Origin of the sequence: Fictibacillus arsenicus (assembly GCF_001642935.1) — a bacterium.
GTDB classification, from domain to species: domain Bacteria; phylum Bacillota; class Bacilli; order Bacillales; family Fictibacillaceae; genus Fictibacillus; species Fictibacillus arsenicus_B.
In genome coordinates, this window is sequence record NZ_CP016761.1 from 1,810,818 (window position 1) to 1,824,058 (window position 13,241).

At 40.0% G+C, this 13,241-nt stretch carries 13 protein-coding genes and 1 riboswitch; of the genes, 12 read left to right on the forward strand and 1 reads right to left on the reverse strand.

Annotation, left to right across the window (positions count from 1 at the left end; genetic code table 11):
- Position 1: 1 nt before the first annotated feature.
- The 7 genes from ABE41_RS09460 (at position 2) to spoVM (ending at position 6,117) form a co-directional block, all read left to right on the forward strand.
- On the forward strand, positions 2-760 hold the full coding sequence (locus ABE41_RS09460) for a Stp1/IreP family PP2C-type Ser/Thr phosphatase (protein ID WP_066289293.1): 759 nt from the start codon (positions 2-4) through the stop codon (positions 758-760).
- Entirely contained in the window at positions 757-2,727 is a 1,971-nt protein-coding gene (gene pknB / locus ABE41_RS09465; RefSeq protein ID WP_066289297.1) for a Stk1 family PASTA domain-containing Ser/Thr kinase, read from the forward strand. The genes ABE41_RS09460 and pknB overlap by 4 nt, the downstream gene beginning before the upstream one ends.
- A 2-nt stretch (positions 2,728-2,729) precedes the next feature.
- A complete protein-coding gene (gene rsgA, locus ABE41_RS09470) occupies positions 2,730-3,620 on the forward strand; it encodes a ribosome small subunit-dependent GTPase A (protein ID WP_066289299.1) in 891 nt (296 codons plus the stop codon).
- Positions 3,621-4,268 carry a ribulose-phosphate 3-epimerase gene (rpe, locus tag ABE41_RS09475; protein WP_066289305.1) on the forward strand — a complete coding sequence of 216 codons (648 nt, stop codon included), beginning with the start codon at positions 3,621-3,623 and terminating at the stop codon, positions 4,266-4,268.
- Between the two features lie 19 nt (positions 4,269-4,287).
- A riboswitch (TPP riboswitch) is annotated at positions 4,288-4,395 on the forward strand.
- A 325-nt stretch (positions 4,396-4,720) separates the two neighbouring features.
- Complete coding sequence (gene thiT / locus ABE41_RS09480; protein WP_066289307.1) at positions 4,721-5,290, forward strand: energy-coupled thiamine transporter ThiT; 570 nt, start codon at positions 4,721-4,723, stop codon at positions 5,288-5,290.
- The gene (locus ABE41_RS09485) at positions 5,287-5,931 is read left to right on the forward strand and encodes a thiamine diphosphokinase (RefSeq protein WP_066289309.1); all 645 of its coding nucleotides are present in this window, start codon (positions 5,287-5,289) and stop codon (positions 5,929-5,931) included. Before thiT ends, ABE41_RS09485 begins: the two co-directional genes overlap by 4 nt.
- Positions 5,932-6,036: 105 nt before the next feature.
- Entirely contained in the window at positions 6,037-6,117 is an 81-nt protein-coding gene (gene spoVM, locus ABE41_RS09490; RefSeq protein WP_066240671.1) for a stage V sporulation protein SpoVM, read from the forward strand.
- A 596-nt stretch (positions 6,118-6,713) separates the two neighbouring features.
- On the opposite strand, the gene rpmB is transcribed toward spoVM, so the two are convergent.
- Positions 6,714-6,902 (reverse strand): 50S ribosomal protein L28, encoded by a 189-nt coding sequence (rpmB, locus tag ABE41_RS09495; protein ID WP_066240673.1) that lies wholly within the window; start codon positions 6,900-6,902, stop codon positions 6,714-6,716.
- A 234-nt stretch (positions 6,903-7,136) separates the two neighbouring features.
- On the opposite strand from rpmB, the gene ABE41_RS09500 reads away from it, so the two are divergent.
- The 5 genes from ABE41_RS09500 to recG all read left to right on the forward strand — a co-directional run bounded on the left by ABE41_RS09500 (position 7,137) and on the right by recG (position 13,090).
- A complete protein-coding gene (locus ABE41_RS09500; protein WP_066289314.1) occupies positions 7,137-7,499 on the forward strand; it encodes an Asp23/Gls24 family envelope stress response protein in 363 nt (120 codons plus the stop codon).
- Between the two features lie 15 nt (positions 7,500-7,514).
- On the forward strand, positions 7,515-9,188 hold the full coding sequence (locus ABE41_RS09505; RefSeq protein WP_066289316.1) for a DAK2 domain-containing protein: 1,674 nt from the start codon (positions 7,515-7,517) through the stop codon (positions 9,186-9,188).
- Positions 9,189-9,486: 298 nt separating this feature from the next.
- Positions 9,487-10,149 carry an L-serine ammonia-lyase, iron-sulfur-dependent subunit beta gene (sdaAB, locus tag ABE41_RS09510; protein ID WP_066289318.1) on the forward strand — a complete coding sequence of 221 codons (663 nt, stop codon included), beginning with the start codon at positions 9,487-9,489 and terminating at the stop codon, positions 10,147-10,149.
- 14 nt (positions 10,150-10,163) lie between these two features.
- Positions 10,164-11,051: an L-serine ammonia-lyase, iron-sulfur-dependent, subunit alpha gene (gene sdaAA / locus ABE41_RS09515; protein WP_066289321.1), complete on the forward strand. Its 888-nt coding sequence runs from the start codon at positions 10,164-10,166 to the stop codon at positions 11,049-11,051.
- A 2-nt stretch (positions 11,052-11,053) separates the two neighbouring features.
- Positions 11,054-13,090 carry an ATP-dependent DNA helicase RecG gene (recG, locus tag ABE41_RS09520; RefSeq protein ID WP_066289323.1) on the forward strand — a complete coding sequence of 679 codons (2,037 nt, stop codon included), beginning with the start codon at positions 11,054-11,056 and terminating at the stop codon, positions 13,088-13,090.
- Positions 13,091-13,241: the final 151 nt, after the last annotated feature.

Here is a 13,241-nt window from a genome sequence, read left to right on the forward strand (position 1 = left end):
TATGCAAATTGCCTTTCAAACTGATGTTGGAATGGTAAGGAAGCATAATGAAGACAGCGGGGAAGTGTTCACAAAGGGTGAACACTTTCTTGCAGTTATTGCTGATGGTATGGGCGGTCATAAAGCGGGGGATATCGCAAGTCAGGAAGCCCTTAAAGTGATTAAAGAAGCTTGGGTTCATTTTGAAGAAAACTTGGGAAATATTAAAGACTGGATTCAAAGTGTACTGAACGATACTAATAAACATATATTCCAATTTTCTCAAGTTAACCCTGAGACTAGAGGGATGGGTACAACGATTGTGGCTGCATTGGGAACGAAAAACGAGATTACAGTTGCTCATATTGGTGACAGCAGATGTTATTTATATTCAAAAGGTGAATTGAAAAGGGTAACGGATGACCATTCACTTGTTCAGGAACTTGTGAAGTCCGGTCAGATCACAGAAGATGAAGCTGAAATTCACCCAAGACGAAACATGATTATGAAAGCAGTTGGAACCGATGAAACCGTTGAGGCAGAATTAAACGTGATCACTTGGAATTCCGGTGATTACCTGTTGCTGTGTTCAGATGGATTATCAGACAAGGTATCATTTAAAAAAATTAAAGAAGCGTTGGATAACTCAATGGAAACCGTTGCCGATAAGGTTGAAAAATTAATAGCCTGGGCAAAAGATGCGGGTGGAGAAGATAACATAACTGCTATCCTTATTCAAAATAGTTCTGACACAGAAATAAAAGGGGAAGCAAAAGCATGATTGGAAAAAGAGTCAGTGGCCGCTACAAACTTTTAGAAGTAATTGGTGACGGCGGAATGGCCATCGTTTATCGAGCAAAAGATTTAATTCTGGATCGGGATGTTGCTGTAAAAGTTCTTCGTTCAGAGTTTAATAAAGATGAAGATTTTATTAGAAGGTTTAAAAGGGAAGCAGAATCAGCTACAAGTCTGGACCATCCGAACATTGTAAGTATATATGATGTAGGAGAAGACGAAGAAATCTATTTTATTGTTATGGAGTACGTGCAAGGGAAGACACTTAAACAATACATAAAAGAACACGGAAAAATATCTGTAGAAGAATCCTTGCACATCATGAAACAAATTGTTTCGGGTATGGCAGTTGCCCATGACCATGGAATTATTCATCGTGATATTAAACCGCACAATATTTTAATTACTGATAATGGAACAGCGAAACTTACCGATTTTGGGATTGCACTGGCTATTACTTCTGCAACCATTACACATACTAATTCAATATTGGGTTCTGTTCATTATTTTTCTCCTGAACAGGCTCGGGGAGGAATTGCCAATGCAAAATCGGATATTTATTCCTTTGGTGCTGTTTTATATGAAATGGTTACAGGCAGAGTGCCTTTTGTTGGTGAATCACCGGTTTCTGTTGCTTTAAAACACCTTCAGGAAAATGTGATAGAGCCTCGGAGGCTAAATCCGGAGATTCCTCAAAGTGTTGAGAACATAATTTTAAAAGCACTGGCAAAAAATCCTCTTAAAAGGTATGACAGTGCCCAAGAACTGTTAAATGACATGAACTCTGCGCTTCAGCCGGAACGCATGTATGAGCAAAAATGGAATGAGGACAGTGATGAGGATGAGAAAACAAAATTCATACCTCCCATTGTTCCTCCGCCTGTTGAAGAAACACCTGTTATGAAAGAAGAAGAGAAAGCCCCCGAAAAGAAGAAAAAGAAATGGTGGCTGATTCTATTAATTACCTTTCTTTTATTAGGAGGAGCGGCAGTAGCTGCATTTACCATTTGGTCGTCCGTATTTTCTGTTCAAGAAGTCAATGTTCCAGATGTAGTTGGAGACGATTATGAGGATGCTTTTGATAAATTAAAAGCAAAAAGTCTGGATGTAAAACGCGAGGAAGTTTTTGATCCTGAAATAGAAGACGGTCATGTAATACGCCAGAACCCTTCTCCTGGAACGGCTGTGAAAGAACACGCTGTAATTACACTGCATGTTTCAAAAGGACCTGAAAAGGAAAATATGCCTGATGTAGAAGGCTACAACATCGAATCTGCACAAGCACTTTTAAAAGATAAAGGATTCACAGATATTGATATCAATTATGAGGAATCTGATTCAGAGCCAGAAGGGACGGTACTTACTCAAAGTCCTGACAGAGATGAGAAAGTAACTCCTGCTGAAACTACGGTTACTTTAACCGTAAGCTCGGGTACACCAACTGTCCAAATTTCAAATCTAATCGGATTAACTCAGCAAGACGTTGAAACATTTGCAGATAATGAGGGACTTGTAGCTGAATTTACGTCTGAGTATTCGGATACTGTAGAAAAAGGAAAAGTCATTTCCCAAGACCCGGCACCTTTTACACAAGTTGAAAAAGGAGCGACGATTACAGTTGTTCTGTCGGATGGTCCAGATCCAAATAAAGAAGAAGATGCAGAAGAATCCGATGAAATTGGGGGAGACCGCACTACAACGGAAAATATCGAAGTTAAGCTAAACAAAAGAGATAAGAATGAGCCTGCCCGGGTAAAAATTGTTTATTCGGACAAAAATGCAGCAAATGAAGTTTTCGTGGAAGAGGAGATAACAGAATCAAAGGAGTATTCTCTCCCTTTGACTATTGCTGAAGGCGGTACCGCTTCTTACGTTGTTTATATCAATGATAAAGAAGCAAAGAAAGAAACAATAAATTATGATGATATTCAGGAAGGGGACGATGGTGATTAAGCATGCCTGAAGGAAGAATCGTTAAAGCGCTGGCTGGTTTTTATTACGTAAAGGAACAAGGCAAGACTGAAGTTTTCCAATGCAGGGGAAGGGGGAACTTTCGAAAGAAGAAAGTGAACCCGCTTGTTGGTGACTGGGTAGAATATGAATCCAGCAACGTTACGGATGGCTATATTCTTGATGTGAAAGAAAGAAAAAATGAATTAGTCCGCCCACCCATCGCAAACGTAGACCAGGCCATTCTCGTTTTTTCGGCAACCGAACCTGATTTTAGCACGCTTCTCTTAGATAGGTTTCTTGTTCACATAGAGGCAAATGATATTCTGCCTGTAATCTGTATTTCTAAAATGGATCTTGTCCAGGGTACTGATGACCTTGATGAGATTCAAAAATATATAGAAACATACAAAAGATTAGGATACGATGTGTTTCCCACTTCAACAAAAACAGACGACAGCCTGGAGATGTTCTATCCGCTTTTTAAAGATAAAGTAACGGTTTTTGCTGGGCAGTCCGGTGTCGGAAAATCATCGTTATTAAATGCCATTAACCCAGAGCTCATGCTTGAAACGAACGAAATATCGAGCCACTTAGGACGGGGTAAACATACAACTCGGCATGTTGAACTCATCTTGTTTGGAAACGGTCTTGTCGCTGATACACCTGGATTCAGTTCCTTGGATTTCATGAACATTGAAGCTGAAGACTTGTCTATGTATTTTCCTGAGATGAATGAGAGACGCGGAAATTGTAAATTCCGATGGTGTTCACATACTTCAGAACCTAAATGTGCTGTCAAACAGGGTGTCGAAGAAGGAGCAATTCCACAATTTCGATATGATCACTATGTAAGCTTTTTACAGGAAATAAAAGATCAAAAACGGAGGTACTAAATGGTTAAAATAGCTCCTTCCATTCTATCGGCTGACTTTTCAAAGTTAGGCGAAGAAATAAAAGCGGTTGAGATGGCCGGTGCCGATTACATTCATGTAGACGTGATGGATGGACATTTCGTACCAAATATTACGATGGGTCACCTAGTCCTTAAAGCTATACGTCCATTGACTGAATTGCCGCTGGACGTACATCTAATGATAGAGAATCCGGATTCATATATTGAGGATTTTGCAGAGGCAGGTGCAGATATTATTACTGTCCATGTTGAAGCGGCAACTCATCTTCACAGAACGATACAACTGATTAAAGCTAAAGGTGTTAAAGCAGGCGTTGTATTAAACCCAGCTACTCCAGTTGATGCAATAAAGCACATCATCCATGATATCGATATGGTATTGCTTATGACAGTTAACCCTGGATTTGGCGGACAGTCTTTTATCCAAAATGTTGTCCCAAAGATCAAAGAAGTTTCTGAGCTAGTACAGACTCATGGGCTGAATGTAGAAATTGAGGTAGATGGCGGTGTTAATGCTGAAACTGCCCCTTTATGCATTGAAGCAGGTGCGAACGTTTTAGTAGCCGGTTCTGCCATATATGGGAAAAAAGATTTAAAAGATGCAATAAACTCCATTCGTGGTGTATAATTAAGATGTCAATAAAATAAGTAACCACAGGGGGAGTCCTATAAATGGGCTGAGAGGGGAGTGTACTCCCGACCCTTTGAACCTGAAGCTGGATAATGCCTGCGTAGGGATGTGGAGTCGTACTTTTTGCATTCAGATGATATGAATCTTAAAGCAACCGCACTCACATGCCGGTTGCTTTTTTTATTTTATTAAAGGCTCTTTTCGTAATCTTTGTTGCTATTAGAAGACGTTGATATCCGCTCCAGGATGCTCGCTTTCCGCGGGGCGTGCGGTGAGCCCCCTAGGCTAATCAAGCCTGCCGGGGTCTCACCTGTCCCGCTACTCCCGCAGGAGTCTCGCACCTTGCGCTCCAATCAACAATTCAACGATGTTCCATTTAAAAAAACATTCAAAAGCAGCAAGCTTTTAGAAAACAGCCTTTTCAAATCATCGATCGAGGAGGATAAAAGATGAAAAACAATAACATTTTACTATTAACAGAAATTGCTATTATGGCTGCACTTTCATTGATTTTAGGACTTATAAAATTCAATGGTGTTTGGCCGCAAGGGGGTTCTGTCTCTCTTGAGATGGTGCCGATTTTTCTAATAGCATTCAGAAGGGGATTGAAAGCAGGGGTTTTTACAGGATTAGCAGTAGGATTGCTTCAATTGCTTGTAAATCCATATATCGTCCATCCTGCTCAGCTTATTTTAGATTACCCGCTTGCTTTTGCTTTAGCAGGTGTTGCAGGTGCATTTGCGCCGTCAATTACTCAAAATAAAGCAAAGAGAACTTTATTGATGCTTACAGGGATTTTTATTGGATGTGCCTTGAGACTTGCTTCACATGTATTATCGGGGGTTATTTTCTTTAGTGATTTTGCCGAAGAGATGAATGTATGGCTTTATTCAATCATGTACAACGGTTCGTTTATGGTCGTCATTTTTGGAATTACATCTCTAATCGTGATTTTTATAACTAACACTGCTCCAAGATTATTGCATGCAGCAAGAAAGGGATATCATCAGGCAGCATGAAAATAAGAATTGTCGCCGGTGGTCCAGATCATCTGATCCCAGAACTTAAAAACTATGATTCCTCACCAGGAGATCTGTGGGTTGGCGTTGACAGAGGTACATTCATCCTTTTGCAGAAAGGGATAAAGCCTGCATATGCTTTCGGTGATTTTGATTCGGTTTCAGCAGCAGAAAAGGAGAATATACTAAAGTCAGATATTATCCTGAATGAATACCAGTCGGAAAAAGACCACACTGATATGGAATTAGCGCTTGAATGGGCAATGGATCAAAAACCAAAAGAAATACTATTATTCGGCGCAACTGGAGGAAGACTGGATCACGAGATGATAAACATCCAGCAGCTCTATAGAACCATTTCTAGCAATGTTGAAGTTAAAGTAGTAGATCTTAAAAATGAAATCTCACTAAAGCTCCCTGGAAAATATACGATTGAAAGAGAGGATCTTTACTCCTATATTTCTTTCTTAGCTTTTCAAGGAGAAGTAAAAGGCATCACGCTAAAGGGATTCAAATATCCTTTAGAAAAAGCTTCCTTGAAGATGGGGTCTTCCCTCTGTATATCAAATGAGCTTGTAAATAAAAATGGTACTTATTCTTTCGACTCTGGCATAATATTGATGGTAAAGAGCCGTGATTAAAAAAATTACGGAAAACAGGTCCCGAGACACCTTTTTATAACACGGGGAATAATGTATGTTAGGTTTTGCTCTTATCATTTTTTATGGGCCTGGAGGAGGGGTAAGATGAAATTTTATACCATTAAACTTCCTAGATTCTTAGGGGGATTCGTACGTGCCATCTTAGGTTCTTTTAAAAAAGGATAACAAACAAAAAAAGCGCCCTGTGCGCTTTTTTTGTTTGGCTGTTTTCGCAATACTTTGTTGCTTTTGAAAGTAGTTGATTTCCGTTACAGGATATTCGCTTTCCGCGGGGCGTGCGGTGAGCCTCCTTGACACTTTGTGTCATTAGGAGTCTCACCTGTCCCACTCGTCCCGCAGGACAAGGAAGGCTTCGGCAGCGTTACATCGCACGAAGAAAATGTGATTTTTCATTTTCGAGGAGTCTCGCACCTTGCACTCCATCCAACATGTCAATGAAGATATTAAAAACTACTCAAAGCACAAACTTTTAGAGAAGAGGCTTTTGTTTTTATAAAGATATTTTGTGAGGATATTTACGGTACGTGTTCTTAAATTTATTACACGTTTGCGCAAAATATATGTAATTTCACGCAAAGAGGCTCTAGTTTCACGCGGGTTAGAAAGAGGTTTCACGCAGAATCTCTTTCTGACCAAGCAGAACTGGTCTAATTCCACGCACGATGTGTAATAAGTGTCAAAAAAGCTGCACTAAAAAGTGTACGGCCTCTACATATATATTGAAAATAAAAAAAACAGCAGCTTCTGCTGCCGTTTTTTTATTAAACGCGTTCTACTTTACCTGATTTAAGTGCACGAGCAGATACATATACGCGCTTAGGCTTTCCGTCCACAAGAATGCGAACCTTTTGGACATTAGCTCCCCAGCTTTTCTTTGATTTGTTCATAGCGTGAGAACGCTTGTTTCCAGTTTTAGGTCCTTTTCCAGTAATAAAACATTTACGAGCCATAGTAGGTGAACCTCCTTTACAGCAAAAAAGCTTTGCATCAATTCAATCGTATGTTAAATACTAAATAATATTAGCATGACTCTCTGAGCATTGCAACATATTCATTATGGTTTTCAAGTAAATTTCCTTGACAATACTTTTTACATAGTGTGAAATGTAGTAGTCCTTTCAAAAAAACATAATGTATAGTAAAATATTTGTTAGCCATTTAACAATTTAAAGGGGGATGTAAGCATGTCCATTGAAATGAAAACAACCTATGGTCAAATTGATATTTCTAATGAAGTGATTGCTACTATCGCTGGCGGTGCAGCAATTGATTGTTACGGAATTGTTGGCATGGCATCAAGAAAGCAATTAAAGGATGGATTAACTGAACTTTTAGGACGTGAAAATTTCTCCCGAGGGATCGTTGTCCGACAAGAGGAAGATGAAGTACATATTGATATGTATATCATTGTAAGCTACGGAACAAAGATTTCTGAAGTGGCTCATAATGTTCAGAACAAAGTGAAATATACCCTGGATCAAATGCTTGGATTGGCGGTTGACTCAGTCAATATCTATGTTCAGGGTGTCAGGGTGACAACCCCTTAGTTAGGAGGAAGTTTTGTGTCTTTAAAAGTATTAGACGGAAAAAAGTTTGCAAAAATGGTGCTCGAGGGTGCTTCAAACTTATCAAGAAATGCAGCAATGGTCGATGCACTTAACGTATTTCCTGTACCAGATGGTGATACAGGAACAAACATGAACTTAACGATTACATCTGGTGCAAAAGAGGTTGAGAAAAACACTTCAAGTCAAATAGGCGCTGTAGCAAATGCGTTCGCTAAAGGGCTTTTAATGGGAGCAAGAGGGAACTCTGGCGTTATTTTATCACAGTTATTCAGAGGGTTCTCTAAAGCTATTGAAGGCAAAGAATCCATTACAGCGGTTGAGTTTGCTAATGCATTTGACAAAGGTGTAGAAACTGCATACAAAGCTGTTATGAAGCCTGTCGAAGGTACAATTTTAACAGTTGCAAAAGATGCTGCTAAAAAAGCAGTTAAAGAAGCAAAAAAATCAGATGATGTCCTTTATATTATGAAGGAACTCGTTAAAGAATCTAAAGCTTCCTTAAACCGTACACCAGATCTTCTTCCTGTTTTAAAAGAAGTAGGAGTAGTAGATTCGGGCGGACAAGGTCTAGTCACTGTATATGAAGGCTTTTTAGCTGTATTAGAAGGAAAAGAACTGCCAAAAGTATCAGTAAATGCTCCTTCAATGGGTGAACTTGTCAACGCGGAACATCACAAAGCTCAAATTCACATGAAAACTGAAGATATCCACTTTGGATACTGCACAGAGTTCATGGTGAAATTTGAATCAAATAAAATCAAAAACAATCCATTTGATGAAACAAACTTCCGAAACGAGCTCGCAGAACATGGTGACTCACTTCTCGTTGTTGCGGATGATGATGTGGTAAAAGTACACATTCATACAGAGCAGCCAGGCAACATGCTGACTCTTGCTCACCGTTATGGGAGTTTGATCAACATTAAGATTGAAAATATGCGTGAACAGCATTCGGCTATCTTAGAAAGTGAAAATGAAGTTATTCCTTCATACTCTCAGCCTGCTGAGAAAAAGAAAGAATACGGGATTGTAACAGTAGCTATGGGCGAAGGAATCGAAGAAATGTTTTCTTCAATGGGAGCATCCGTTATCCAAGGCGGACAGACTATGAATCCTAGTACAGAAGACATTGTGCGTGCTATTTCTGAAGTGAATGCAGAAAAAGTATTCATTCTTCCTAACAACAGCAATATCATCATGGCTTCTGAACAGGCTGCTAGCGTTGTTGATGAAGAAGTTGTCATCATCCGCACTAAGACTGTTCCACAAGGCATCGCTTCCATCCTGGCGTTTAATCCTTCGGCAGATATGAAAGAAAACGAAAAGAAAATGAACGAAGCAATTACTTCTGTAAAATCCGGGCAAGTAACTTACGCTGTCAGAGATACATCAATCGATGGTGTTGAGATTGGTAAGGGTGACTTTATGGGGATTTCAGAGGGTAAAATCATCACTTCAAAGACAAATAAGCTAGAAGTGACGAAAGAGCTTTTAGAAAAAATGATGGATGAAGATACAGAAATCGTAACCATCATTTATGGTGAAGATTCTTCTGAAGATGAAGCGCAAGAACTTGCCGATTTCATCGAAGAAAAATTCCCCGATGCTGAAGCTGAGATCCATAACGGAAAACAGCCGATCTACTCATTTATCCTTTCAGTTGAGTAACATTGTTGCTTTGGAAGTGGTTGATTTCCGCTCCAGGGTGCTCGCTTTCCACGGGGTGTGCGGTGAGCCTCCTGCCGCTTTGCGCCATTAGGAGTCTCCACCTGACCGCTCGTCCCGTAGGAGTCTCGAACCTTGCGCTCCAATCAACTTGCATCTGATGAGAATTGAAAAAGCCAAAAGCAACAATCTTTTATAAAAGAGCCAAAATTAAAAGTATTCTCTCTTAAACTTAAAGTGTGATAAAGTTAAGAGGGAATACTTATTTTATTGGGAAAAAACGCAATCGAAGGAGATCGTCATGAAATATAAAAGTGTTTTTGATATTATCGGTCCCATCATGATCGGACCATCAAGTTCACATACAGCCGGTGCTGCTAGAATTGGAAGAGTAGCAAGACATTTATTTGGCAGAAAGCCGGAGTTTGCCAAGATTTCTTTTTACGGTTCTTTTGCGAAAACGTATCGCGGTCATGGAACTGATGTTGCTATAGTCGGTGGAATATTAGACTATGACACATTTGATACCCGGATTGTGGATGCGCTTACAATAGCGAAGCAGGAAGGCATTGAAGTATCGATGACTGAGGAAGATGCAGTCACTGACCACCCTAATACGGCAAGAGTAATTATTGGTGATAAGAATGGGCAGATTGAAGTTGTAGGAATTTCAATTGGCGGCGGAAAGATCGAAATTACAGAATTGAACGGATTCAGTTTGAGGCTTTCGGGCAACCATCCGGCACTTCTTATCGTTCATAATGACAAGTACGGAGCTATTGCAGGTGTTGCAAACATTTTGGCAAAGCATGAGATTAACATTGGACATATGGAAGTTTCACGTAAGGAAAAAGGAAAAGAAGCATTAATGGTGATTGAAATTGATCAGAATGCGGATGAAGTTATCATCAATGAATTGAATTCTCTTCCTATCGTCCAGCAAGTCGTAAAGATACATGATTAAGAGGTGAGGAACGAATGTTTCGTAATGTAGCTGAATTAATAGAATTAGCTGAATCAAAGAAAAGCAAAATTGCAGATATAATGATTGAACAAGAGATGGAAGTAACAGGCCGTTCAAGAGAAGAAGTTACTTCATTCATGGACCGGAATCTAACGGTAATGGAAGAAGCGGTATTACGAGGGATAACAGAGGACGTTAAATCTCATTCTGGTTTAACTGGAGGAGATGGAAAGCTTTTACAGGCGTATATTAAGTCTGGTAAATCCCTTTCCGGAGATCTGATGCTTGATGCAGTAAGTAAAGCTATGGCAACAAATGAAGTAAATGCTGCAATGGGAACAATCTGTGCGACTCCAACTGCGGGCTCTGCAGGCGTTGTCCCAGGAACTTTATTTGCATTAAAAGGAAAACTTAATCCTACTCGGGAACAGATGATTGAATATTTATTTACAGCAGGTGCATTCGGATTTGTTGTAGCTAATAACGCATCTATTTCAGGAGCAGCAGGAGGCTGTCAAGCAGAGGTTGGATCAGCTACTGGTATGGCAGCGGCAGCGATTGTAGAATTAGCTGGAGGAACACCTTCACAGGCAGCAGAGGCAATGGCTATCGCCTTAAAGAACATGCTTGGTTTAGTTTGTGATCCTGTAGCAGGTCTTGTAGAGGTTCCGTGTGTAAAAAGAAACGCGATGGGAGCAAGCAATGCAATTGTTGCTGCAGACATGGCTTTAGCTGGCATCGTAAGCAGAATTCCTTGTGATGAAGTAATAGATGCCATGTATAAGATTGGACAGTCAATGCCTTCTGCACTTCGTGAAACCGCTCAAGGCGGTCTTGCTGCTACTCCAACTGGAAGAGAGCTTGAGGCAAAAATATTCGGCATTCCGCTAAATGAGAAGTAATTATGATTACGGAATCTATAACTGCCGTTCAAGGAATCGGTGAGAAAAAAGCAGAAGAATTAGCAAGTATGGGGATTTTTAATGTCCAGGACCTACTTGAGTATTTGCCTTATCGATACGAAGATTATCAGAAAAAAGATTTATCAGAGATCGCACATGACGAAAAAGCTACCATTGAAGGGAAGGTTCATTCTGAGCCTTCTTTGCGTTATTTTCCGAAGAAAAAATCAAGACTCTCGTTTCGGATGCTGATCGGCAAGTATTTAATTACTGCTGTAATCTTTAATCGTCCATTTTTAAAAAGTCAAATAACCCTTGGACAATCTTTGACCATCACAGGTAAATGGGACCGTAATAAAATGACGTTAACAGTGAGTGATGTTCATTTTGGAACATTTTCCGATGACAGAAAAATAGAACCTGTATACTCTGTTAAAGGTACATTGCACGGAAAAACGATGCGAAAATTCATTTTTCAAGCGTTCAAACAATTTTCCGGCCAGATTCCGGACCCATTGCCAGAAAAACTTCGTGAAGTATATCGTTTGCCTGAAAAAGAAGCGGCTTTAAAAATGATGCATTTTCCTGAAAGTTTCCAAGTCCTAAAGGCTGGGAGAAGAAGACTCGCTTACGAGGAGCTTTTATTTTTTCAGTTTAAGATGCAGATTTTCAGAAAGTGGAACAGACAGCAATCTGAAGGTGCTTCTCTATTATACGACAGGTCTAGAGTTGATCTTTTTATTCAGTCGCTCCCTTTTCAGCTTACAGAAGCCCAGCTGCGGGTAGTAGAAGAGATTTTAAAGGATCTTTCTGATACGAGCAGAATGAACAGGCTTCTGCAAGGAGACGTCGGCTCGGGAAAAACAGTAGTAGCTGCGATCGCCCTATATGCTGCTGTCACAGCAAACAGACAGGGTGCACTGATGGTCCCTACAGAAATTCTTGCTGAACAGCACTTTCAATCTTTGAAAGAGCTTTTTAAGCCATTTGGCATAACCGTGGCTTTGTTAACAAGTTCAGTTAAAGGGAAACTTCGAAAAGAAACCCTTAGATTGTTAAGTGAGGGTGAGATTCAGATCATGGTAGGGACGCATGCATTGATTCAAGAAGAAGTGGATTTTAAAAATCTCGGATTAGTCATAACAGATGAGCAGCATAGGTTTGGTGTAAATCAGCGCAGAGTTCTCAGGGAAAAAGGAGAAAAGCCGGATGTCCTTTTTATGACAGCTACTCCTATACCTCGTACACTTGCCATTTCTGCGTTCGGCGATATGGATGTTTCTACAATAGATGTTATGCCAGCAGGAAGAAAACCTATCATTACGCATTGGGCAAAGCATGGAATGTTAGAACGTGTTCTTGATTTTATCAGAAAAGAGATTGTTAATGGCAGGCAAGCATACGTTATTTGTCCTCTTATTGAAGAATCAGAAAAAGTAGATGTCCAAAACGCTATAGATGTACATGCCCAATTAAGCCAATACTTTCATGAATACGAAGTAGGGTTAATGCATGGCAGACTTCATTCTTCGGAGAAAGATGAAGTGATGCGGCAGTTCGCTGCAAACCAATGCCAGATCCTCGTTTCAACAACTGTTGTTGAGGTAGGTGTGAATGTACCTAATGCTACCATCATGGTCATTTATGATGCTGAAAGATTTGGATTATCACAGCTTCACCAGTTGCGAGGAAGGGTTGGCCGTGGCAGTGAACAATCATATTGTGTGCTTATCGCAGATCCCAAAACAGAAGAAGGCCAAGAACGCATGAGAATCATGACTGAGACGACGAACGGTTTTGAGCTTTCAGAAAAAGACTTAGAGCTTCGCGGGCCGGGAGACTTCTTTGGCAATAAACAAAGCGGTCTGCCAGCATTTAAAGTTGCTGACCTCGTGCATGATTATCGAATTTTAGAGACAGCAAGAAATGATGCTGCTAAACTTGTAAATTCAGATGAATTTTGGACTGACGAAATGTACGCATTAATTAGAGAAATACTTACCAATGAAGGTGTGCTGGATAAGGAAAGGCTCGATTAATTCTTGAAAGATGAATACTGATACTATATACTACTATTAGTACCAGCTCTTAATAGCAGAAAGAACATACAGCAGGTACGCCAATACATACGGCGCCTGCTTTTCTAACGCCCTTCATTTGCAGAGAGAATATCTTTCTCATAAATGGGAC

Bases quoted from the DNA above. Each gene is read 5' to 3' on its own strand.
- spoVM (WP_066240671.1), top strand. From the start codon at position 6,037: ATGAAATTTTATACCATTAAACTTCCTAGATTCTTAGGGGGATTCGTA.
- ABE41_RS09460 (WP_066289293.1), top strand. From the start codon at position 2: ATGCAAATTGCCTTTCAAACTGATGTTGGAATGGTAAGGAAGCATAAT.
- recG (WP_066289323.1), top strand. From the start codon at position 11,054: ATGATTACGGAATCTATAACTGCCGTTCAAGGAATCGGTGAGAAAAAA.
- pknB (WP_066289297.1), top strand. From the start codon at position 757: ATGATTGGAAAAAGAGTCAGTGGCCGCTACAAACTTTTAGAAGTAATT.
- sdaAB (WP_066289318.1), top strand. From the start codon at position 9,487: ATGAAATATAAAAGTGTTTTTGATATTATCGGTCCCATCATGATCGGA.
- rpmB (WP_066240673.1), bottom strand. From the start codon at position 6,902: ATGGCTCGTAAATGTTTTATTACTGGAAAAGGACCTAAAACTGGAAAC.
- thiT (WP_066289307.1), top strand. From the start codon at position 4,721: ATGAAAAACAATAACATTTTACTATTAACAGAAATTGCTATTATGGCT.
- sdaAA (WP_066289321.1), top strand. From the start codon at position 10,164: ATGTTTCGTAATGTAGCTGAATTAATAGAATTAGCTGAATCAAAGAAA.
- ABE41_RS09500 (WP_066289314.1), top strand. From the start codon at position 7,137: ATGTCCATTGAAATGAAAACAACCTATGGTCAAATTGATATTTCTAAT.
- ABE41_RS09485 (WP_066289309.1), top strand. From the start codon at position 5,287: ATGAAAATAAGAATTGTCGCCGGTGGTCCAGATCATCTGATCCCAGAA.
- rpe (WP_066289305.1), top strand. From the start codon at position 3,621: ATGGTTAAAATAGCTCCTTCCATTCTATCGGCTGACTTTTCAAAGTTA.
- rsgA (WP_066289299.1), top strand. From the start codon at position 2,730: ATGCCTGAAGGAAGAATCGTTAAAGCGCTGGCTGGTTTTTATTACGTA.